General features: G+C 59.2%; 16 protein-coding genes and 1 pseudogene. 10 read left to right on the forward strand and 7 right to left on the reverse strand.

Annotated elements, in window-relative coordinates; translation table 11 throughout:
- Nucleotides 1-120: 120 nt before the first annotated feature.
- Nucleotides 121-1,917, forward strand: coding sequence for a hypothetical protein (locus DJ74_RS17535; protein ID WP_094528087.1), 1,797 nt, complete (start codon nucleotides 121-123; stop codon nucleotides 1,915-1,917).
- A 332-nt stretch (nucleotides 1,918-2,249) separates the two neighbouring features.
- Here DJ74_RS17535 and DJ74_RS17540 read toward each other — a convergent pair whose 3' ends face one another.
- The 4 genes from DJ74_RS17540 to DJ74_RS17555 form a co-directional block, all read right to left on the reverse strand.
- Nucleotides 2,250-3,404, reverse strand: coding sequence for an NAD-dependent epimerase/dehydratase family protein (locus tag DJ74_RS17540; RefSeq protein WP_321166860.1), 1,155 nt, complete (start codon nucleotides 3,402-3,404; stop codon nucleotides 2,250-2,252).
- Between the two features lie 120 nt (nucleotides 3,405-3,524).
- Nucleotides 3,525-4,736 (reverse strand): glycosyltransferase family 4 protein, encoded by a 1,212-nt coding sequence (locus DJ74_RS17545; RefSeq protein ID WP_094528091.1) that lies wholly within the window; start codon nucleotides 4,734-4,736, stop codon nucleotides 3,525-3,527.
- Nucleotides 4,737-4,885: 149 nt separating this feature from the next.
- Nucleotides 4,886-5,815, reverse strand: coding sequence for a polysaccharide deacetylase family protein (locus DJ74_RS17550; protein WP_094528093.1), 930 nt, complete (start codon nucleotides 5,813-5,815; stop codon nucleotides 4,886-4,888).
- A gap of 83 nt (nucleotides 5,816-5,898) precedes the next feature.
- Nucleotides 5,899-6,981, reverse strand: coding sequence for a GNAT family N-acetyltransferase (locus tag DJ74_RS17555; RefSeq protein WP_176451382.1), 1,083 nt, complete (start codon nucleotides 6,979-6,981; stop codon nucleotides 5,899-5,901).
- A gap of 390 nt (nucleotides 6,982-7,371) precedes the next feature.
- Between DJ74_RS17555 and DJ74_RS20085 the strand changes: the two genes are divergently transcribed.
- The 4 genes from DJ74_RS20085 (at nucleotide 7,372) to DJ74_RS17575 (ending at nucleotide 10,071) form a co-directional block, all read left to right on the forward strand.
- Nucleotides 7,372-7,650 (forward strand): hypothetical protein, encoded by a 279-nt coding sequence (locus DJ74_RS20085; protein WP_176451383.1) that lies wholly within the window; start codon nucleotides 7,372-7,374, stop codon nucleotides 7,648-7,650.
- Nucleotides 7,595-8,062: a hypothetical protein gene (locus DJ74_RS17565; protein ID WP_176451379.1), complete on the forward strand. Its 468-nt coding sequence runs from the start codon at nucleotides 7,595-7,597 to the stop codon at nucleotides 8,060-8,062. The genes DJ74_RS20085 and DJ74_RS17565 overlap by 56 nt, the downstream gene beginning before the upstream one ends.
- Before the next feature lie 205 nt (nucleotides 8,063-8,267).
- Nucleotides 8,268-8,987: a hypothetical protein gene (locus DJ74_RS17570; protein ID WP_094528101.1), complete on the forward strand. Its 720-nt coding sequence runs from the start codon at nucleotides 8,268-8,270 to the stop codon at nucleotides 8,985-8,987.
- 124 nt (nucleotides 8,988-9,111) lie between these two features.
- A complete protein-coding gene (locus DJ74_RS17575; protein ID WP_094528103.1) occupies nucleotides 9,112-10,071 on the forward strand; it encodes a glycosyltransferase family 2 protein in 960 nt (319 codons plus the stop codon).
- A gap of 126 nt (nucleotides 10,072-10,197) precedes the next feature.
- Here the strand turns inward: DJ74_RS17575 and DJ74_RS17580 are convergent, their stop codons facing one another.
- Nucleotides 10,198-11,652: a right-handed parallel beta-helix repeat-containing protein gene (locus DJ74_RS17580; RefSeq protein WP_094528105.1), complete on the reverse strand. Its 1,455-nt coding sequence runs from the start codon at nucleotides 11,650-11,652 to the stop codon at nucleotides 10,198-10,200.
- 282 nt (nucleotides 11,653-11,934) lie between these two features.
- Here DJ74_RS17580 and DJ74_RS17585 point away from each other — a divergent pair, with 282 nt between their 5' ends.
- From DJ74_RS17585 to DJ74_RS17595, 4 genes are all read left to right on the forward strand, one after another.
- Nucleotides 11,935-13,170, forward strand: a complete 1,236-nt coding sequence (locus DJ74_RS17585) for a glycosyltransferase (RefSeq protein ID WP_094528106.1) — start codon at nucleotides 11,935-11,937, stop codon at nucleotides 13,168-13,170.
- A 732-nt stretch (nucleotides 13,171-13,902) separates the two neighbouring features.
- Nucleotides 13,903-14,127 (forward strand): twin-arginine translocation signal domain-containing protein, encoded by a 225-nt coding sequence (locus DJ74_RS18910; RefSeq protein ID WP_141212752.1) that lies wholly within the window; start codon nucleotides 13,903-13,905, stop codon nucleotides 14,125-14,127.
- Complete coding sequence (locus DJ74_RS17590) at nucleotides 14,124-16,946, forward strand: Ig-like domain-containing protein (RefSeq protein WP_094528108.1); 2,823 nt, start codon at nucleotides 14,124-14,126, stop codon at nucleotides 16,944-16,946. The genes DJ74_RS18910 and DJ74_RS17590 overlap by 4 nt, the downstream gene beginning before the upstream one ends.
- A 351-nt stretch (nucleotides 16,947-17,297) precedes the next feature.
- Complete coding sequence (locus DJ74_RS17595) at nucleotides 17,298-19,016, forward strand: asparagine synthase-related protein (protein WP_217900357.1); 1,719 nt, start codon at nucleotides 17,298-17,300, stop codon at nucleotides 19,014-19,016.
- 50 nt (nucleotides 19,017-19,066) lie between these two features.
- On the opposite strand, the gene DJ74_RS17600 is transcribed toward DJ74_RS17595, so the two are convergent.
- Nucleotides 19,067-20,119: a hypothetical protein gene (locus DJ74_RS17600; protein WP_217900358.1), complete on the reverse strand. Its 1,053-nt coding sequence runs from the start codon at nucleotides 20,117-20,119 to the stop codon at nucleotides 19,067-19,069.
- A gap of 519 nt (nucleotides 20,120-20,638) precedes the next feature.
- Between DJ74_RS17600 and DJ74_RS17605 the strand changes: the two are divergent.
- A pseudogene (locus tag DJ74_RS17605) lies at nucleotides 20,639-21,225 on the forward strand (IS5 family transposase); the annotation flags it as partial.
- Between the two features lie 84 nt (nucleotides 21,226-21,309).
- Here the strand turns inward: DJ74_RS17605 and DJ74_RS18915 are convergent.
- A complete protein-coding gene (locus DJ74_RS18915) occupies nucleotides 21,310-22,080 on the reverse strand; it encodes a hypothetical protein (protein WP_141212753.1) in 771 nt (256 codons plus the stop codon).
- Nucleotides 22,081-22,179 lie beyond the last annotated feature (99 nt).

Genomic DNA, 22,179 nt, shown 5'->3' on the forward strand with positions numbered 1-22,179 from the left:
TCGGTTTTCGAGCTAGCGGCCATCGGATAGCGCTTGCGGGACGTATGTGTAGCCGCGAGAGCGAGCGGAAAGCACCTGAGGGGTCAACGACGGGCCGCCGAGTCGATCTCTGTCCCTGATATGCATCGCGAGACACGCAGTGAGGATACGCGGCTCGAAAAGGGTGCGCTGGTCGGCGTAGCGCTGCTTATCGCCGCCGTCGCGATCGCCATCATCGTCCCCCCGGCGGAGCGGTACGAGATATCCGTATACGGAGCGTATCCGTTGTATTTCTGGGCTTGTCTCGTCGGCGCCATGCTCGTCGGTGCGCTCGTTATCCTCGGAAGCGCAGTCCGGTCCACCGGCCGCTCGTGGATCTACGGGCTGTGCTTGATACTCATTTCGAACGCGTTACTCCTCTCGTTGCCGTTCGTCCGAGGCTACTTCATGTACTTCCGCGGCGACCCGATGAGCCACATCGGATACACGATTGACATTCTGAACACGGGAGACGTGCTCGGTAACATTTATCCGCTGATTCACCTCCTCACAGTCGCGCTCTCCGCTGCGACCGGCTGGGAGCTGCGGACGATAGCCATGCTTCTGCCACTCGTCGGTTCGGTGGTCTACTTCGGCTCGATGTTCTACTTGTTGCCCCGCCTGTTCGAGTCTCGACAGCATATCCTGATGGCCCTGCCGTTCGTGATGCTCCCAATCCTCAGGCGTGCGCACACGGAGTACCGTCCGTTCGGGCTCGCCGTGTTGCTTCTCCCGCTCGTGCTGTATCTGTTCGTCGCGAGCCAGCGTACGCCCGCGGTCGGGTTCCGGGCCATGTTCGTTATCGCGCTCCTGTCGATGATACTGTACCACCCGTTGGTCGGTCTCTTCGCCGTCGGTATCTTCCTCATCTGGTTCTTGGGTCGGTACGTCCCCAGGATCCGCACGGAGGACCTGCGACCGACGAGCGTCGTGTCGATCTCGGCGGTCGTGTTTCTGACTTGGTACTCGAATTTTACCGGGATAATCGTCCGTTTCGACATCGTGTACGAAGCGATCTTCGGGATCAGCGGCGGCGAATCCCCCGCAGACAATTACACGCAGACGGTTCAAGAGAGCTCTCCGCCGCTGATAGACATTCTTAGGGTTGCGGTGTTTCGGCTGGGCATCGAGTTTCTGCTGTTCGCCCTCGGTTTCGCGTTTATCGCGGTGATGACCTATCTGTTGTTGAAGGACCGCACCAGGATTGACACGTTCGTTTTCGCGTCCGCAGCGACGCTCGCGGTCTTCAGCCTGGGCGGCGTCGCGTTCCTGTTGATAGACCTCATTGTCCCCCACGAGCGGCCGTTCCAGATCGGGAAGATATTCTCGATCATCCTCATGGGCGGCCTGTTCTATCTCCCGTTGAAACGGATCGATTGGCCTCGGCACGAGTCCAAACTCCGGGCGATCGTCGGTGTCTTCCTGGTCGTGACGTTATTGCTGCTTACCGGTCTCTCAGTCGCCGGTGCGCATCAGTCGCCCGCGGAATCCGAGAGCAACCACCAGATAACGGAGATGGGCTTCACGTCGGCCACTTGGCTGTCTCAACACGGGACTGCCGCTGACAGGCACTTAGAGGCCAGCTATTCCTATCAGCGCTACTCCCACGCGCTGTACGGGCTTCGGACGGGGCCTGACGACATCCCTCCGTCTCGGTCGCCTCCCGCCCACTTCGGTTACGACGAGAACTCGTTCATGGGAGAGAGCCTCGCCGACGATCAGTATCTCCTCGTCAGTCATCGCGCGCGAATCTTTTACCCGGAGGTGTATCCGGACTACCAGGCGAACTGGCGGTACACGCCCGAGGAATTCGATCGGCTCGAACGGGACCCGACAATCATGCGGGCGTACGACAACGGCGACCAGACGCAGTACCTCGTCAACGGGACTGCCGAGTGATCGCCCGCGCGGATCGCTTCGGTTCGCCTGCGTTCGCATTGAACGATCGTTTGACGCCGTGAAACCCGACAGTGCCACACTGTACTCTCGCGTAGGAGAACGACTCGTGTCGCCCCTATTGCCGTAGGCGGCACGGGGAAGGGCTTGGATACAGGTCACCGTAGTCAGAGAGCGATTCGGCTCCCTCACCGGAGCGGGACGTCGACGGATCGTCAGCTCGTTCGGGCTCGAGCACGCTCACAGGGGGTTGTCCCCGCCGAGGTTGGACCCTTCCTCTGTGTCGCACGGCGTAAGGGGCATCGGCTGTGTCGCACAGCGAAGGGGGGGTCGGGTTACTCGCCGAGATACGCCTCGATTCCCTCGTACACATCATATTCGGGGTCGTATCCCAGCGTCTCGCGTGCGCGAGAGATGTCCGCGACGCTCTCTGCGATATCCCCTTCCCGGGTTTCGAGGTGAACGATCTCGCTGTCAGAGTTCGTTGCCTCCTTGACCGCCTCGGCGAGTTCGCGGATCGTAATCTCGGTGCCGGTGCCCACGTTGATTCCCTTTCCGGGGGCGTCGTCGGCGGTCGCTGCGAGGAGGTTCGCCTGCACGACATCATCGACGTGCACGAAGTCGCGTGTCTGCGTGCCGTCGCCCTCGACCGTGATCGAGTCGCCGGCACGGGCCTGTTCACGGAAGATAGAGATGACGCCCGAGTAGTCGCCGGCCTGCTGACGCGGGCCGTAGACGTTGAAGTAGCGGAGCGCGACCGCCTCGACGTCGTAGAGGTCGTGATACAACCGACAGTAGTGATCGGCGGTAAGCTTCTCGAGGCCGTACGGGGAGTTCGGCTCCTTCGGGTGGTCCTCGTCGATCGGCGTGTACTCCGGCTCGCCGTAGATGGCCGCGCTGGACGCGAAGACGACGCGAGTGTCCGAACCGCGAGCGGCTTCGAGGATCGTGAGGATCGGGTCGAGGTTCGTCTCGTGGCTGGGGACGGGGCCCTCGATAGAGCGCTGGACGCTCACCTGTGCGGCTAAGTGGAATACGATATCGGCTCGCTCGACGGACGCAGTCAGCCGCTCCGCGTTTTTGATTGTGTCGTTGCGAAGCGAGACGTCAGGGTGGAGATTCTCCGCGTGCCCGGTCGAGAGGTCGTCGTAGACAGTGACATCAGCGTCGTCGACGAGGGAGTCCGCGATATGGCTCCCGATGAAACCGGCCCCACCGATTACGAGGACATCCGTCGTCGACGGATCGAGTGTCATGCGTTCCATGATCACTCGGGCCGCATTTTCATACCGTTCCGACGAACTGTGTGTATTATCATGTGGCAGTATTGCGAAGCGGTACGGAACTATCTGACGGGTGCGTGTCTGAGTGCTCGTGACACGAGCGGCGCTGCCGGTTCTCAACGTGGGTGCGAGCGACTCGGGCTCGAACGCCGAGAAGGCGGTTCTACGGGGTATCAAACCTAGAAACACTGAGTGGACGAACGTCACGATCGCACACCGGTTGCGGTCTTCGGGACGTTGACCGCGTCGTACCGGCGAATAGCGGACGCACGTCGAATTTAAAAAGACACGCCGAATCCGTCGACGGTGACGGCTGACAGAACGGTGTCAGTGGGAAGTCGTGGTCGGCGACGCTCCGTTCTCGATCGCCTCGAGGTGGAGCTGTGTGACGCGGTCGGCGTGGTCTGCCCACGTCCATTTCTTCTCGTGTAGCCGTTCTGACCCCTTTTTTCCCATCTTCCGAAGCCGGTCGCGGTCTCCGGCCAGCGATTCGAGCGCGTTTTTCAGAGCGGCCGGATCTCGTGGCGGCACCAACAGGCCGGTCTCCCCGTCGACTACCTGTTCGGGAACGCCGCCGACCGTCGAGGCCAGCACCGCCGTCTCGCTGGCCATTGCCTCGTAGATGACCGTCGGCCGGCCCTCCGAATGGCTCGGCAGCAGCAGCAGGTCCGCGACGGCGTACCACCGTCGTAGGGCGAGCGGCGGCAGGCCGGCGTAGACGTGTCTATCGGAGAACGAGCTTTCACCGACGGTCCGCCTCAGTTCGGTCTCCATCTCCCCGCCGGTGCCGACAAACACGAACACAGTGTTTTCGAGGTCAACTTCGGGAAGCATATCGGTGATCTCGCCGACGCCTTTCGCCTCGCTGAACTGGCCGACGAAGAGGACAACGGTCGCGTCGCCCGAAATGTCGAGTTCCCGGCGCAGTCGCTGTTCCCGGTCGACGGGGAACCGTTGCGGGTCCGCGCCGATGGGGACGGTCGCCACCTTCAACGGGTCGGTGAGCCGGTTGGCTATCTCCGAGAGCTCGTCGCTGACGCAGAGAACGCCGGTCGCCGCCGAAAGCGTCTCTCGTATCTTCGATCTGACGCTGCTTCGCTGGCTCTCGAAGGTGTTGAGGAGCGTCCCGTGTGCGACGACGAACAGCGGGAGGTCGTGTTTCCGGGCGTAGGGCAGCATTCCGTAGCCGTCGGGGTAGATGTGACACGCGTGGACGACATCGGGCGGTGTGAAAGTGGCCTCGACGTACTTCGGGACTCGGTTGGCGTACGATTCGCCCGAGAGGCCGTAGAAGAGCCGTTTGGGCAGGAGGTACCAGAAGCGCGGGTGATGAACGGTGTACGCGCCCCAGTTTTCGGTTGCAGGAATGTTACTGTACGCGGAGTACGGTCCGAACGGCGGCGCGTAGGGACGGGGAGAGACGACATCGAGGTCGATCCCCGCGTCGGAGAGCGATTTGAGGGCCCGGTGATTGAATATCCCGTGGTAGGGGTTGATAGCGTCCGGATGGTTGATTGCGCTTCCGAGAACGGAGTACATTGAATAGGTTCGTTACGACTCATCCCACTCGCCCGGCCAAAGTTATAAGCTATTTACTCGCGTGACAGCCCCTCGTATCGACTCCTGTGCGCCTCACCGTTCGGTCGAACGCAGAAGGTGTCGGGCGACGCCGACCGACAGTGTCAGCTTCAGTCTCTGACTCGGTCGGCGACCTCGCCCATGGTTTCGACGGTGACGCCGTGTCGGTCCCGGTACTCGGCGATCATCCCAATGACCGTTTCGAACCTGTCGAGCTCTCGTTGCGTGGTGATGTTGTTCGGGTGGAACCACAGGTGGAAGATGCCGTCCGGCGTGTCTTTCAACCGTTCGAGCCCGAGTTCGACCTGTCCGAGCACCGGGTTGTTCGTCACCGTCTCGATGGCGGCCCGGGCCGGACCTTCCAAGTGGTAAAGATACAGCGACGCCGGGACGTTCACTAAGCCGTGTTCGTCGATGGTGGGAGAGACGATGGGCGGCGTTGAGGCGCCGATCCCCCAATCGAGGAACTTCCCGGCCCGTCGGAACGGAGTGCGGTCGTACCAGCGGTCCGGCGTGGCGCCTCGATAACAGTCGAATCCGTGTTCCGCGAGCAGTTCTCGGTGACCGATGTTGTGCCGCGGATAGACGAAGGACGTCGGCTCGATGTCGTACTCCGCCGCTACCTCTCGGCTATAGCGGAGTTCCGCCTCGGCGATGGCCTTCGTCGTGCTCGGATGACCGAACTCGACGTGGGAAAACGAGTGCGAACCGATCTCGTGATCGGTGTCGCTGTCGCGGATCGCGTCCACCAGGTCCCGGCCGAACCAGTATGAGTCGGGCGTGTGGCTTCCGCCCGGGTCGCGAGCGAACCACTCACTGCCGGCAGAGTGATCGCTATGCGCTCCGTCGCACGCTTCCAGCATGAGGTGGCCGACGACCGCCCACGTCGCCGGAACGTCGTGCGTCTCGAAGCGGTCGAGGGCGGCCAGCCACGACTCGCGCGCGGACTCTACGCGGTCCATCGGAAGGTCGTCTAAGTCGTGAAACCCCCAGATCAGCTCGGCGTCGATAGAGATAACGACCGTTCCAGCCTCAGGCATTTTCGGTAGGTAGTGATGGTGTGATTATAATTATACGCGCGCTACCGCCTGACGCGTCGGGAGAGAGCATGCGACCCGCCGACTCAACTGGTGTCGTGCACGGCGAACGTCAGCTGCCAGTTGTCGGGATCGGTGATGTCGACCCCGTGAGGCTCCCATCCGTCGGTGAGGGCCCGAACGGCGTGGTTCGTCTGCGTGTTCAACAGCGACAGCGGGAGTGCGTCGTCTCGGCGGAACCCGAAGCCCCGGAGCACCGATTCGGTGAGCCCCTGTGACCGCGTACAGAAGACGTCGGTGTCGGACCGGTCGGTCAGAATGGCCTCGATCAGTGCCCTGTCGACGCTCTCTGAGGTTCTCTCCACGGGAACGGTATCCACGAACCGGGTGGTCGTGGGTCCCGAGTCGGTCGACGTTCCGACCACGATCGCCGCCTGTACGCCCTCGTCGGTCTCCGCCAGATAAGTGGTGTAGCTCCAGTCCGGATGCCCGAACCGCCACCCGTAGAATCGCTCGTCACGGACGACGTGGATTCCGTCGGGGACGGACGTCCGGTACAGGGCAGTGAGCTCCGCGGTCGGTATCTCGCCTTCGATCCTGACCGAGATCCCCGACGGCGACGGCGAGAGCGTCTCCCGGAACCGATAGTACCCCTGAGCGAGGACGGTCCCGAGTTCGCCCCCTATCCGAGCGAAAGCGCTGTCGCTCCGTGCCGCCGCCACGTGCCCGGGGTTCTCGATTCGGTAGTAGGAGACCAGCGTAGAGACGCTCCGCCACCCGAGTTTGCGGTTCCCGGACAGAGAAAGGTCGTTGGGGAAGTTGAAGAAATACCGACAGTCACCACCGTACCGCTCGATAGCCCGCTCGGTCATCCGAGTGAACAGCCCCTGCCGTCGGTGATCCGGGTGAACCATCGCGTCGCACGGCTGCAGCACGACGTCGTGGTTTCGATTACAGGACATACATAGCGCGAAGAACGGCCGCGCGCCGACGATCGCTCCGTCCGCCGTCGCGACCAGTATCGGGACGTGGTCCACGTACGGGTTGTTCTCGTACTTCCAAGCGAACCACTCCGCATCTTTCGTTCGCCCGAAGACGGCCTCGTAGAGCGAGAGAATCCCGTCTCTATCGCCGGGTTCGTAGGGACGGATATCGTATGTGTCTGTCACGGTACGCGTTTGATCTGTTTCGGCGGCCACTGTTACGTGTACGGCGAACGACGGGAATAGTTATACCTCGATTACCGGCCGTTCGTCGATCGAGACGGCGAACGAAGCCTGTGATTGATTCGGAGAATGATACGTATACCTATACGACGGACGATAAATTGTGGCATATGGTCGGTATCTGTGGAGTCATCGGCGGCCGCCAGCACGGCGCGGAAGCGATGGCCGGGCACCTGCAATGGATCGGCACGGAGTCGACCGGTTCGTACACCTCCGACTCGGTTTCGATTCATCACTCGTACCACGCCGACACTGCGGACCAACCAGCTCGGGCAGATGACGGAAACGTCCTGATCTGGGTATGGGGTGACGTCATCGGGCACGAAGCGGACGGTGAGTACTCTCCGAAAAAAACCCTCAGAGAGCGCTGCAACGTACTGTGCACGTCTTTATGAGGAGTACGGACTGGAGTTCGTAGATGGCCTGAACAGTAAATTCGCAGGGATCGTCTACGACACCGAAGACGACAGCGTCACACTCTTCGTCGACCGGCTCTCGGCGAGGCCGATATACTACGCGCACGGGGTCTTCGGTCGTCTTTTCGACGCAGCTTCAATTGCTTCCCGAACACCCAGACATCGACCCGACGTTCGATATGGTCTCCGTCTGTAGCTTCTTCCAGCTCTTCGGTCGAGGCGGAATTGGCACAACTTCCATTTTGGAAGGCGTACAGAGATTGCATCCTGGCTCGAAGTTTCGGTACGATATTACCGACTCTGAAACGGAAGAAGAAGTGTACTGGCGGCCGAAGTATGACCCGCTCGACCGGTCGTACAACTACTTCTTAGACCGGTTTTCGGACGTGATCGCAGACGCGGTATCCGAGCGAGCGCGGAACACCGAGGACGCGGGACTGTTCCTGAGCGGTAGAAGTGACTCGCGCCTCCTGCTCTCGTTTCTGGACGACGACGTCATGTCGTACCATGTGAACGAGTACATGAACACAGAGGCGAGGATAGCCGAGCAGGTGGCAGGGGAGGCCGGAAGCGAGTTCGATCTGCTCCAACGGGACCCGGATTACTAGATCGACCTACTGGACGATCTGGGGCAGATATCCAACGGCAGGGGTCGGCTCGACCAGGCCCACGCGCTCGGATTCAAAGATAGGATCCGATCCGGAGTCACGACCATGTTCAGCGGCCAGTACTCGGACACGATTCTCCTCGGGATGCATACCCCGAAACGTAACCGTTCCGAACATAAACCAGAGAGTCAAACTGCCGTTCGTCTTGGACGTTGACGAGGAGACGTACCTCTCGCTGTGGAAGTCCGGCTATTTCTGGGGGAGAGAAGAGCTCACGCCGTACTTCGACGCTTCGATCGACTACGCGGAGGAGTTCGACGCGTCCCTCGACCCGGGCCCCCGGCGATCGTTTTTCGACGTCGAGTACGACTCGATAGCCGATCTCGCACGCGCCGACATCTATGATCCGATAACCAATACCGCGACGTACCAGTTTTACTCGTCGACGTTGCAGACGCTGCCGATCACGTGTCCGTTCTTGGACAACCGAGTCGTCGAGCTATCGCTCCGGATGCCGAGTAAATACAAACTCAGACGCAACATCGTCGACGACCTACTCGAGAGGCAGAGCCCTCGGCTCGCCGAAATTAAGCATACGCAGACGGGACAACCGTTCGACAGAAACGCGACCGTTCAGCTGCTCTCCCACTACGCACACGGGCTCTACCGACTGCTCGGCGGCAGAGAAGAGCAGTCCGGATCGTGGCCGGACCACGTCAAAAACGTTCGCGAGCACGGTCGGATCCGCTCGATCATCAGGGAGAACGAGGCGTGTGAGTTCCTCGACCTCTCCGCGGTGTACGACTGTTACGCTCAGCACATGGACGGGGAAGACAGAGTCTCGGAGCTGTACTCGCTGGTCACGTTCCTCTCGACTCCGATGACCGAACGTGTCGTGATGGACGACGGCTCGGCCGATCGGTGACAAGAAGCGTGGCGTCCTGCCCGATGAGGGGATACGAGCCCCGCCGGGTGGACCGCGGTACGCTGTCGCAGTATTATGAAAGTATTACTCAAATGCGTGCGAAGACGAGAAATTCGAGAGACAAATGAGTACAGGACCGTCCACGGACGAGAGTCAACCGCTCGTAAGTGTCGTAATACCGACGTACAACCGCAGCGAGTATCTCTCGGATGCGGTCGAAAGCGTCGTCGAACAGACCTACGACAGTATCGAACTGTTCATCGTTGACGACGGATCTCCGGAACCGGTCGCTGAGACGTTGACCGACTGCGACCTCGACCGACTCGACTCGGTAACGTTCGTCCGGCACAACGAGAATAGGGGCGCAAACGTTGCCAGAAACAATGGAATTCGGGCATCGAAAGGAAAGTACGTCGCGTTTCTCGACGACGACGACCGCTGGCACGAGACGAAGATCAGCCGTCAGGTGGAAATGTTCGAGTCGTCAGCCCCGGAGGTCGGCGTCGTCTACACCGGCAAACGAACTGACAGCCCCAGCGGAACGACGGTCACCGCACCGACCGCCGAAGGTGACGTGGTTGAGGAGCTTTTGAAGGGGACCAATTTCGGGCAGTTTTCCTCAATAATGGTTGCGGCCGACGCTATTGATGCCGCGGGGCTCCCCGACGAGCGGTTTCCTGCTTGGCAAGACCGCGAATGGTTCTTCCGTCTCGCTAAGCACTGCCACTTCAAACCCGTCCAAGAAACGCTTACCTTCAGACGAGGCGGTGCCCCAGGCAACATCACGAGCAATTTCGAAGCTAAACGGGACGTAGCGTATCCGCTGTTCATCGATAAACACTATGCGTTCGCGAGAGAACACGGACTCTATCTCGCCCGGATGTTTCTAGCCTCAATGCGTCGGAACCTGGCGCGGTCTGCTATCAGAGCGGGACGCTACCGAGAGGCACGGAAATACTTCGTTTGGGCGTTCCTCGCGAACCCGCTGTTCCGGCCGGTGCACCCACACCTTGTTGCGTCGCTCGGGGGAAAATGGACGTACGAGTCCGCCTCATTGCTGCGAAGAACAGCTAAGAAGCTCTGAGCCTTGTTCAGTTAAACTCCGTAGGTGGCTGCAGTAGTGGGTTTAATCTCACTCCAGCTATATCAGAGAAGGACGCTATCCTCCTGACGCTCACAGGTCACCGTCCGGTCGACCTTACTATGAAACTCATTTAATATCCTCGGCGACACTGATGATCCCGACATCGTCTCGCGAGGGCGTTACCGGATCGAACGGTTCGGCACCGTTGTTATCGGATGCGATGCTAATATCACCGATCTTACCAAGATCTCCGTTTCCGTCCCTGTTGAGTATCCCGATTGTCCCGCTAGAGCTAGGCGTCCTAAAGATGGCACCATCAGTGTTGTGAACCGACAATGCTCCGATGTCGAAGTGAAACTTCGACTCCTTGTCAGAGTCGTCCCGGAGGGCACTATAATATGATTCGTATCCGGCGATGTCGCTGAACGCTATCGGTCCCTCCGTTCCTCCTTCGACGGCTAAACTGAAGCCTCTTCGAACCTGTAACGCGTGGTACGGCATTCCGTGAGCTTCGACGTCGTTCAAAACAAATCGCGGGAGATTCGACTTATCACCGCCGAGTCGATAAATAAAATTTCGTCCGTGGTGTTCACCGAATTCGGGTTCTGTCACAAGTGCGTCGGTCAGCTCCGGCGACGTGCCTTGGAAGGACAGCCGGGATATTCGCGTCGTTCCACCACCGTTCACTTTTATAAAGGCGTCACCACAGCCCCGCGCCCAGCAGTTCTCGAAGACAACGGGCCCTCTGGAACCACTGGCGAGATCAAGGCAGGTCCCGGAGACGAGTTCGAACTCAGTATTCGTGACGGTCAAATGTTGGTCGTTATCGATAGTGCCGGCGAGGTGGTGTCCGACTACGTCTCCGTCTTTGTTATTATGCCGTCCTATTGCGGTCCTGTAGAAGGTACAACGGTCAATTTCTATTGAGTACCCACCAGACGATGTACCGTGAATGCCGTTGGCGTGGAAGTTCTGGAACCGAACATTCCCGAAACGGAAGTTGCCGGACCCCCGGATGTAGATAGCCCACTGGCTCCGGTCTTCCGGGAGAGACAGTTCGTGTTCGTTCCCTTCATACGTCATGTCTCTCCACTCGACGTCGTCGTGGTCTGCCTCCTCGGAGTATCTGACCTCGATGTTCTTGCTCGTCCCCGAGACCTCGGGTGCGACGGTGAGAAACGACCGCGCGGGGCCGTCGCCGACGAAGCTTAGGCCGGCCGCGCCGCGGTCGCTGTCCGGATCGCCCGGATAGAGGAAAATTCCGGAGTCCCGCTGCCCGACGAACCACTCGCCTTCGGGAAGATAAACCGTGTTCTCGCTGCTCGCGACCGACGCCTGGTTGATCGCGGCGACGTTCACTTCCGCTGCCTCGAGGGACGGGTCGCCCTCGATGCCGCCGTAGTCGAGGATGTCCTCGGCGTCGGTTTCATCGGGTTCGTCGACGGGATCCGCGTCGTCGGTCGGGGATTCGGATTCGGTCAAGCTGTAGATACCGGCCCCGACGGCGAGAGCGCCACCGCCGAGGAGGGCCAGCGCTTTTCGACGGGTCATCTTCAGATCCGGAGGCTCCATGTCGGTCATGGTACACGGGCGGCTGCCGATACACCCATACAATCAGGCTCACTACGGGTCATTAGATACCGTATCCGAACCTCACAGTGGTAATGGTTATTGTTAATATTAGTATAACAGAGCGGTGGAAGGCCCGTGGATCGACCCCGGCCTCAGGGGCCACGTCGGGTTTATTGGCGGGCACTCGGGCGGTCGGACCGACCTTGCTTCGGGGAATCCGGTAGTTCGATTTGATCTGGGTTCATTTAGCTAACAAATAACGATATCCGGACCAGTGTATCCTACGAACAGATGCGAGAGACGATTACGCGGTATAAGCTGAGCAGTTCTCTAGCGTCAGATCCTCCCGCGGAACACTCTCCGGAGCTGGCTGAGAGCGGATCACTGGCGGACCAAGACGAGGGATCGTCTCCGCTCCTGTCGTTTTTTATTCCCCGTCTTGGACAGGGAGGCGCGGAACAGGTGGCGATAAACCTCGTCAACGGCCTCAGCGCCCGGGGATACAACGTCGAACTGCTCGTCACGCAGACCGACGGAGGCCTGCATTCCCAGCTCTCGAGCGACGTGAACGTCGTAACGCTCCCGCCCTCGAAGTCACCCGTTCTCGGCGTGGCGATGAATTTCCCGGCTCTCGTCGACTACCTCCGCAGGAAGGAGCCGGCGTTGCTCTTGTCGCACTTATCCCGTGCGAACGTGATTTCGATCGCCGCCTGCCGCCTGATCGACGCCGATACCGTGGTCGCCGCCACTCACCACGACGCGTTCGGAACCGGGACAGAGAACGGTCTGAAAGACCGGGCACTCAAACGACTCGTCCCGCTCCTGTACCCGTCGGCCGATCGAATCATCGCGGTCTCGGAGGGCGTCGCCGACAGCATCGTCGAGCGCACGAAGGTCAAACGGGACAACGTCTCCGTTCTGCACAACCCGATCGAGATAGACGCCATCAGAGAGCAGGCTCGCCGTGATGTCGAAGACGAGTGGATAACGGACGACGACCTCGACGTCGTCCTCTACGTCGGCCGGCACACGGAGCAGAAAGATCTAAAGACGTGGCTCCGCGCGTTCGAACGCGTTCAGGCGCAGAATCCTGATACGAGAGCGATCATCGCCGGGAAGGGTCCTAAGCGGGAAGAGATACAATCGTACTCGGAACGTCTCGGCTTGGCCGATGTCGTCTCCATCCCTGGGTACGTCGAGAACGCGTACGGCTACATGCACGAAGCCGATGTGTTTCTGTTATCATCCCGCTACGAAGGGCTCCCATCCGTACTGATAGAGGCGCTCGCTTGCGGCTGCCCCGTCGTCGCGACGGACTGTCCGAGCGGACCGAAGGAGATCCTCGACGACGGCAAGTACGGCTGTCTCAGACCCGTCGGAGACGCCAACGGCCTCGCTGAAGCCGTCCTCGAGACGCTGAACCAATCGACGCCTCGAGACGAGCTCATGAGCCGCGCAGACGGGTTCGCGACCGGGGCAGTGCTGGACAGGTACGAGCAGTTCCTCGAAGAGTACGTGCTTAGCTGAGGCGGGGATCGACGCAGGCCGTTGATCCGGCTTGGTTGAACGTCTCGGCTCTGCCCGGACATCTCCGGCAATCAGCGGTCAGGCATCGCCGGGCGAGTTTGCTGACGGGACACGAATGTTGATCACTGCAGCCGGCTTTTCGTGCCCCTTCGAACGCTGTACGACCGTACGGCGTGGCCGCTTGGAATTCGAGTCGGCTCGCGTGTCGTCGGTCGAGGGGGCTCCCCGTCAGTTCGGCCGATTTTCTCGGAGAGCACTATCCGGGCGTCTGCCGGACGACCGCCGACTGTCCACAAGGGGTCGCTGGTAAGTAACGAGGATGGAGTTCGAATTCGAGTAGCCACCGAATGGCTTCGACCCGGGACCGTGCGAGACTGAGATACCGCGTCCTCTCCGCACGGCTCGCTTTCAGATGAGAAAGCGACCCATCGACTCGTTCGCGGGGTAGGTGTGGGTATGTTTCTGAGTGCTGTGCGACGGCCGAGCAGTTACGGTGTTGATTCTCTGCAGTGTACACAGGTGTTTATTTCTGCAGTGTACACAGGTATTTATTGTATGTTTGGGCTCGCGCGCGCACGACAACGGCATCGCTCTCGCCCGCGGAACCGGTACGATCTCGCTGGTTCAGAATAGTGAAATCCATTACCAGAAAATAAAGCACATTCACAAAATCCGACCTATATGACAGATTAACAGAAGATTTATTATGATTATGATCTACTTACTGCATGCATGGCACACAAACTGGCGGACAGAGAGAGGCAGGAGTCGGCAGACTCCTACTCGGAGAAATCGGCGGCTTCAGGCGGTAAAGGACATCTTAATCGGCGTAATTTTGTCAAAGGAGGTGCGGCTGTCACGGCTGCGTTGCTCGGCACCGCACCGGGACTAACCGCCGCGTCCAGTAGCGATGAGAGTGTAACGTTCACGACCAACTTCGGGGAGTACGTGCAATGACGCTCCCGGATTACGTCCCGAGCGATGCCGAGGACATCACCGACCACGGCGCGGTCGCGAATCCGGACGACCCGGACGACCGCACCCCGTCGGCGAACCGGAGCGCGATCATGGACGCGATCGACGCGGCGGGTAGCGAAGGGGCAGTGTACGTCCCGAGCGGGACCTACTTCTTCGGTCAAAGCGACGGCAACTCGTGGATTCAGATCGGCAGGAACACGAACGCGACGGGCGTCTCATTCTACGGGGACGGCCCGGGTGAGTCCACGCTCGGGGTTACGAGACACACCCCCGAGACGAACATCGCGAGCGCGTTCCTGTACATCAGCGGCCAGTACGGTTCAACGTCGCATACGGTCACGTTCAGAGGCTTAGAACTCAACGGACAGTCCGATAAGCTGGGAGACATGGCCAGCAACAACGTCGGGCAGATAGGCGTCGAGGTTCAGGCGAATAATTCGGGCTTAAACCTGAATTTTGAGGATGTCTACCTCCGGAATATGTACAATTCCGGGATTCGCATGAGAGAGGGTTCCCTCGCGGTGAACCACTGCACCTTCGAGCGAATAGGGATAGATCTCAACCTCGACGCCGACGGGTCGCGAGTGGATCACTGTACGGTTCCGTCTCCCGAGGCGTCGAACGACGACACCGTGTTGCTGGAAAATTCAGTGTTCAAACTGTGTTCCGGCAATGCTACCGACCCGGGAGGTGACGGACACGTAACGATCCGGAACTGTTGGGCGGAGGGGCTCGGCTCCGCGCTGGTGAAACTGAACAGCAATTCGCTTACGATCGAGAACACCTACGCCCGACTCTACTCCGAGGAGTTGGAAAATAACGTAGTCACCTCCGTCAGACGACCGTTCGACGGACGAAATGCGCTGTATACGCATTCGGCCGACCCCGGACAGGTGATCCTCAACGACGTGAAGTTCGAGGACATGACCGAGCAGGGGATGTACGCGTACACGGACAGGAGTTGGACGATCGAAGGCGATAACCTGGTCTTCGACGGGGTCGGTACCAAACGAGACTTGCAGGGCGCAGCACTGCGTGAGAGCACCGGTGCGACGTTCGCGTGGGACATGAACCGGATGTCAGTCCACGGTGTCAACAGCACTTTCGAGGTGTTTGACACGGGTACTGGCGGGGGATCCATCCAAGACCTGCGGTGGGGAGGCGCAGATAGCCTCGGTAGTACCGGTGCCACGACGATCGACTCCGCGGTCGAAGGCGGGAGCGTCTTCGAGCCGAACGTTCCCTCGCAAGACGAGGTGGGTATCCGCGTTTCCGCTGACGGTGGCGGAGATGACAGCGTCGACGATACCGACACCAGCGAGAGCGACCCGGTCTTCGACGACTGGACACCGAAACGAGCGTCGTCCGAGTCGGACTGGGACGTGGCGGTCTCCGAGAGCAGCAAGCTCGGCGATGCCACTCTCGAGCTATCGCCGGAGAGCAGAGGCTCGCACGCCCTTTCGTTCGACGCTGCCGGTGAACACGCTGACTGCGACACGGTCGCCTTGTGTCGGATCCCGTCCGACAACGACGCGCTGAACTCGTTTGCGCGGCTCTACGCTCGGGGTGACGAGGACGTCGGGCAGTGGGGTTGGACATCGATCGTCACCAGCGGCGACGAGTACGCGATGCGACTCCGTATCAACGACGGGTCCCTCACCGACCTCGGCGAGGTCTCCGTCAAGAACACGGCCGCCAGTAGCGTCATAGACAACTGGTTCTACCGTCGGTTCGAGGTCACCGGAAACACGTGGCGGGTCCGGATGTGGGATTTCGGCGACGACGAGCCGGACGGGTGGGACATCGAGGCGACGACCGAGAGGGTATCTGATAGCGGATACGTCGGCGTGGGCGGGTACTCGACCGACACCCAGCAGTTCGATTACCTCAGCGTCGGCGCGGGCGGCGAATCCGCCGAGTTGCCAGGTTCTGATACGCCGCCGTCGCTGTCGTGGAAGAACCCGTCGGAGGGCGAAACGGTCAGCGGAACGACCACGGTCCAAATCGCCTCCGGCGGTTCGGAAGTCGTCGATTCGGTCGAATACCGTATCGACGGCGGCGCATGGACCGCAGCCTCCTATAACGCCGATTCCGGATGCTACGAAGACGCCTGGGAGTCCACCGCCGTTGCTGACGGGTCGCATACGCTGGAAGCCAGCGTCAGCGGGTACTCGGACACGTTCGCCGTCGAGGTGACGGTGGATAACGAAGCGGATGTCACGGTCGCAACGCTCGGCTCCCAAGACGTGACCGACTCGACCGCGACCCTGCTTGGTGAACTGACCAGCCTAGACGGAGCAGACGAGGCCGGCGTCGGATTCGAATCGCGTGAGTCCGGACAGGACACCTGGAATTTCGTAGGCGGACAGACGGTCGATACAGTCGGTGAGTTCAGTGCGGAGCTATCGGGGCTCCAAGCCGAGACCGACTACGAGTTCAGGGCGGTCGTAACCACGCCCGGGGAGGTCACGGGAGACATCCTCTCTCTGCAGACCGGCAGCGCGGTCGTCGAGAACGCTGCGCCGACCATCGACCGGTTTGAGGTCTCCGATCGAAGCAACCCGGTCTGGACTCGTTCCGACGTGGACTGGACGGTCTCCGACGCGAACGGAAATCTCGACCGCGTCGTCACGGAGCTCCGGTACGAGGGAGTGACCGTCGACGCAGAGACCACGAGCGTGTCGGGCGAGACGGACAGTTACACGCACACCATGCGTGTGCGAGGAGATATCGACGAGATCAGACTGTCGGTCAACGATATCAAAAACGCGGTCAACACCCAGAGCAAGAGCGTCTGAGCCCCAAGAGTTTTGAGCCGACGCTCTTCGCTACGTTTCGAGGGTCGATTTTTGAGTCGCTGTGTGAGCGGTATTCGAGATCGTAACGGGTAGCCGTCAGCCCGGCGAACGGGTGAGAGATCGGGCGTCCGCTTCGTTCCTAAATCCAGAGTACTACGACGCGATGCCGCCGCCCGCGTGGATTCGGCGACGTGAACAAGACCGTAAACAGCCGTATTAGCGGCGGGCTGAACAGACGAACGCCGTGAGACGTGCCCGTATTCGGGTTATAACAAACACCAAGCGACATAGTTACGCAAGCTGATGAGTGGAATATCCGGTGGGACCGTTTCTGAGGAATCGATTCGGGAAATGACGGAGGACATTGGGGGTCTCGCCGAGGAATCGACGTGTATACACGCCGATGCGGACGGTGGGATCGGTATCTCGTACCCGGTAGAGGACGAAAAGGGTGCCACGACGTGGACGGACGGAAAAAAATCTGGTGTGGTTTACGGAGCCATCACGAATCTATCCGAACTCGGGCTCTCCCACGCTGAAGTGTTCGAGAGTCTTCTCGAGCGTCCCGGAGAGACGGCCGCCTCTCTCGAGGGAGGGTTCCTCGCTGTGTGCCGAGACCGATCCGAAGAGAAGTACGTGGTCGTGACCGACAAACTGGGCTCGAGGCTGCCGTTTTACACGACGAGCGGGTCGTTTCGGTTCGCCACGTCGGTGAGTGCCATCCTCGAACAGATGGACGGCGGGCAACTCGACCTGCAAGCGGTAAGCGATATGCTGCTTATGGGCCATCTGTGGGGAGATCGAACGCTGATCAAGGAAATTACCGCAGTCCGTCCGTCCCACGTCCTCGAGTTCTCAGACGGAACGGTATCGACGCACCGCTACTGGGTCCCGGATTACGAGGAGCACGAACCGGGCGAAGCGTACCTTTCAGAGCTGGTGAAACGATATCGGCGTGCCGTCCAGCGGGGGCAAAAGACGTTTTCCGGTGACGCGGGGCTTTGGTTATCGGGCGGCCTGGACAGTCGAAGCACTGCTGCGGCATTAGCCGAAGTCAGAGGCGAGTCCGCGATCACGGCGTACACGTACGACGCGAATCCGCCGGTCGGAATCAACCCGGAGCTCGCCGCCGAGGTAGCCGCAGAGCTCGGGTTCGATCACCGAGAGATACCGCTTAACGCGGAGACGTTCAACGACGCCCTCGAGCGGTCGATCGAAGCGGTCGATGGGATGATCGCGTGGAACGATCTGCAGAACATTACGACCACCTACGGGGTCGAGCAGAGTCCGCCGGTGATGATGGAGGGGATGCAGGGCGAACTGCTGGGAGACCATCTCCTGCGACCCCACGTAGATAAATACGCCTCGGCGGTCGGATCGCAGTTCGCGAGCGAGGCGTCGGCCACGACCGAAGAAGTCGAACGGGTGTTATCACCGGACGTCGACCCGATGGTTACGTTCCGAAACGAGGCCGAGACCTCTCCGCCGTCATCGATCAAAGGTAAAATAAAAGATATCCACATACAGAACTATTACAGCAGAAGAACGCTCGCGAGTAACAAGATCATACGTGACGTGTCCGGAGAGCGGACGCTTCACGCGGACGGGGAGTACATTGAGTGGTGTGCGAAGCTCCCCCATTCGTACCGGAAAGGCGCCATAACGTGGGGCAACACCGATATCCCGTTCGAAACGACGAGAGCGAAGTTGGGACTGATTCGCCGCCTTTCACCGCCCCTCGCAGAGATCACCTACGAGCGAACTCGTCTCAAACCCACTCTGCCGTATCACGCACACGTGTTGGGGTTCTTCAGCTCCGTAGCGTTCGAACGCATGGTTTCGAAACCCACGTACGGGGGCGGGCAACTTACTGACCTCTGGATTCGCGACCGAGATTCAGAAATACACGAGACCATCTCGGGGCTCATCGATGATGCTCGTAACCGACCGCTGTTCGAGGGGAACGCGGTCACCGAGCTGTTCGAATCGCACATGAACGGCAGCAACGGAAGTGGGATGTTAGCCCGAATAACGACGCTGGAGCTGTGGTTACAGAATAACTTCGATTGAAAACGCGGTCATGGCGTCAATCGAGGAGTGGAGTCGAGTGCGGAGAAGCCTTAATCGATGTACCCGAGCGCGCGGAGCCGCTCGTCGGCCAGTTTCATCTCGTCGCGCTCCGTGTCCGTCGCCGGCTCCTCGACGGTGACGTCGCGCCGTGGGCCTGCGTCGAAGAAGTGCCACGGGACCTTCACTAGCTCGTCGGAGTAGATTCCCTCGGGATGCCCGTACTCCCGCATCGGAATCGGGAACGTCCGCTCGCCGAGCATCTGACCGTGGTCGGCCGTCACGACGCTTCGCCCCCCGAGTTCGAAGAGAAGTCGCTCAGCGGCGGGTAACACTTCCTCGAGATTCTCCTCGTAGGCCCGCTGAACGACGTCGCGCGGAACGCCGAGGTCGCCGCTCGCGAGGTCTTCCCACTGGAAGTCGAGTCGATCGAGGTCGAACTGCTCTTGGCCGGTCGGCCCGATGAACGGGTAGTGGGGCTGGATGAAATGAATCAGCAGCCGCTTGTTCGGGAACCGCTCGGCTGCGCGGAGCGCGGCCTCGGCCACGGTGTCGGGCATCACCGTCCGGTAATCCTCGTGCCAGCCGGAGTCCTTCCAGACCTCGAAAACCTCATGAAACCGGACATCAACGCCGTCACGGTGTCGGTACAACATCGGGCTCGCGGTGATGTAGACGGTGTCGAGGAGTCGTTTTCCCTCGAAGTTGCCCCGCAGGAACTCCCGCGTCGAGGAGCCTCTCGACTCGACGGCGGTCGTCTCTCCGGGGAGCGTGCTGACGCGGTCGAAGAGGTCGTACCGGCACGCGTCGAGAATCAGGAGATTATCCCAGTCCTCATCGAAGACGTCTATGCCTCGTGTGTTATACGACCGCGACAGTCGACGGTAGAATAGCCGGTTCGCCTCCTGTAGAATATACCGAGGGTTGCGAAGGCCCTTTTGTATGCCTTCAAGCGAGTACATACGGAGGGATACCGAGCGGGCGGGTATTGTTAGAACGCTCGTAACGCATCGTCGTCCACAGCCGTCGCTGCGGTGCACGCGTTCGGCTACGAGACGATGTCCCGAATGCCGGCAAATCCGCTCGGGGTCGTCTGAAACGGTCATTCCGCGACTGATCGGTTAGTCGAGCCCAATTCGCCGAAGAGAGGGACTGTTGGCTGAGACCTCAAAAGAAGCCACAACATCCGGAGAACAGTAATAGACGAGTCGGAGCGCTTCTGCAAGTGACGATGCTCATACGTTTCGTCGCAGGATCCGCGTAGAGACCGCTTCCCGGTACGAGCTGGGTTTCATATCCCGTCGCAGTGGTCGTTGAGTCGCAATCTCTCGACCAGCTCCGCTGGTCACGGGTTGGAGAGGGAGCCCTCCGTCGACGAGATGTTTCGATCGAAGCGATGCGCCATGAACAAGCGTTTGCAGTCAATTGCGGTCCTTCAGCTGCGACTCCGCAGGGGGTTCGTCCGCCCTCGGACCACGCGGTAGAAATCTGTGATACACTCGAACTCACTCGTTCAACAGGGAATAGCTCGAAACGTACGCTGTATACCATCGCGATAGGTCAGAGGGGCCGTGTTTTGAGCCTAATAGAGACGTTTTCTCCCGCAGGTATGAGTGGCTGTCCCCGTGGACGAACTCACGGACTGTACCACGGTCTGCACCAGAAAGGAGGATCTCAAGATGCGGATCTGGCGTGTCCTTCTGCAGGCCTCAGCGTCACCCCATGAGTTCGGCGAAGTGCAGGCAATCGACGCGACTCGCTTCCAGCGTCACGAAGCCAGCCGGCACTACGTGATCTGCGTCGGATACAATTTTGACGAGATCAAAACTACGACACTGGTGGACTGCAATTCGACAGCAATTATTGATGTTCACTTCTCGATGGAACAGCCACATGACACCCAGATTGGCAGGCAAGTACTCACCAGAAATTTAGACCAACTGAACACTGTCGTTGCCAGCAAAGGCTACGACTGGGACGCTCTTAGACAGCAACTCAGGACCCTAGCGTCCGTCCAGTGATTAAACATCGTGAGTTCTACGCGCTTGACAAAGCGCACCACGCGCGCCACGACAAAGACACCTACCACCGTCGCTCACTCGTTAAGGCGGTGTTCTACGCTTTGAAACGTCGATTCGGCGAAACGTTACGGGCCAGAACGTGGTGTGGACAGTTCAGAGACCTCGTCCTAAAGGCCGCGTCAGAGAGTTAGAACAAGGCGTCAGCCACTCAAGGTCGCGATCTTACGCGTCTAAACAAGCCCGAACACGCGAATTCATCACGAAGAGCGAAGAAGTCAATTAGGTATGTCATTAAAATCGGGGTGGTCATTTATGCCCTCACGCCCCTTAGAGAGGCCGTTGTTGTAAACCTCATCCCGGAGTTCTTGCCACTGCTTGTGTCTTACAAGAACGTTTAACGGGATTTTTTTGATGCCTGCGAACTCAGCCAGAGCTCGTCTGTGATTTCCCTCGTTAAGATGTATTTCTCCATTTCTCGCTATGGAGGCAAATGGCTCAAATGTATCCTTCCATTGTGTTCTTGTTTTCTTGTCAACTTTTTTGTGCCTATTCAAGCTGTACCCATTCTTCTTGAATTCTTCATAAAGTTCATCCAAGTAAGAGCATCTGACGTCCAAGAACTCCTCTATTGTGTCACAACCGCTTGCGCTTCCCGTTGACTCCAGTTTTTCCTCATATTTCTCGATATACAAGGTGTCCTCCCACTCATATCCGTCCACATATCTTTGTTCCAACCCCTTATAACGCCAATTATTTTTCCTATAAGGCGATTTGTTCCTGTCCCAATCACCTGGTTTAATTTGTCCAAGCCCGCATTCTTTACAAATGGAGCTGTTGGCGTAATTTATTTTTTCGGGTTTCAACCAAATTAATTTATTAGGTTTAGATGGTGCACAGTATTTGATTCGGTTAACATGGTTTTTAAGTGTTCGAATCTGGAACTTATGTTTCTTTGAGAAAATAGACGCCTTAGAACTCTTAGCAAGGGCTACAGGCCCCTCCTTCTGGAGTATTCTAAGAGCCTTCTTAGCGTAATTGGTGTCCATGTCTATTGTCTAAACAGTATTAGACAACTTTGTTATTTACTCCCTGAATAAACTGATCTGTGACTATTTTCTAAACAGAACCCGTTAGAAGTGCTGTGT

This window comes from Halorubrum sp. Ea8 (assembly GCF_002252925.1).
In the GTDB taxonomy this organism is placed as follows: domain Archaea; phylum Halobacteriota; class Halobacteria; order Halobacteriales; family Haloferacaceae; genus Halorubrum.

Excerpts from the sequence above, each read along its gene's own strand:
- DJ74_RS17535 (WP_094528087.1), top strand. The coding sequence starts at position 121 with ATGCATCGCGAGACACGCAGTGAGGATACGCGGCTCGAAAAGGGTGCG.
- DJ74_RS17545 (WP_094528091.1), bottom strand. The coding sequence starts at position 4,736 with ATGTACTCCGTTCTCGGAAGCGCAATCAACCATCCGGACGCTATCAAC.
- DJ74_RS17550 (WP_094528093.1), bottom strand. The coding sequence starts at position 5,815 with ATGCCTGAGGCTGGAACGGTCGTTATCTCTATCGACGCCGAGCTGATC.
- DJ74_RS17575 (WP_094528103.1), top strand. The coding sequence starts at position 9,112 with ATGAGTACAGGACCGTCCACGGACGAGAGTCAACCGCTCGTAAGTGTC.
- DJ74_RS17580 (WP_094528105.1), bottom strand. The coding sequence starts at position 11,652 with ATGACCGACATGGAGCCTCCGGATCTGAAGATGACCCGTCGAAAAGCG.
- DJ74_RS17585 (WP_094528106.1), top strand. The coding sequence starts at position 11,935 with ATGCGAGAGACGATTACGCGGTATAAGCTGAGCAGTTCTCTAGCGTCA.
- DJ74_RS18910 (WP_141212752.1), top strand. The coding sequence starts at position 13,903 with ATGGCACACAAACTGGCGGACAGAGAGAGGCAGGAGTCGGCAGACTCC.
- DJ74_RS17590 (WP_094528108.1), top strand. The coding sequence starts at position 14,124 with ATGACGCTCCCGGATTACGTCCCGAGCGATGCCGAGGACATCACCGAC.
- DJ74_RS17595 (WP_217900357.1), top strand. The coding sequence starts at position 17,298 with ATGACGGAGGACATTGGGGGTCTCGCCGAGGAATCGACGTGTATACAC.
- DJ74_RS17600 (WP_217900358.1), bottom strand. The coding sequence starts at position 20,119 with ATGACCGTTTCAGACGACCCCGAGCGGATTTGCCGGCATTCGGGACAT.
- DJ74_RS18915 (WP_141212753.1), bottom strand. The coding sequence starts at position 22,080 with ATGGACACCAATTACGCTAAGAAGGCTCTTAGAATACTCCAGAAGGAG.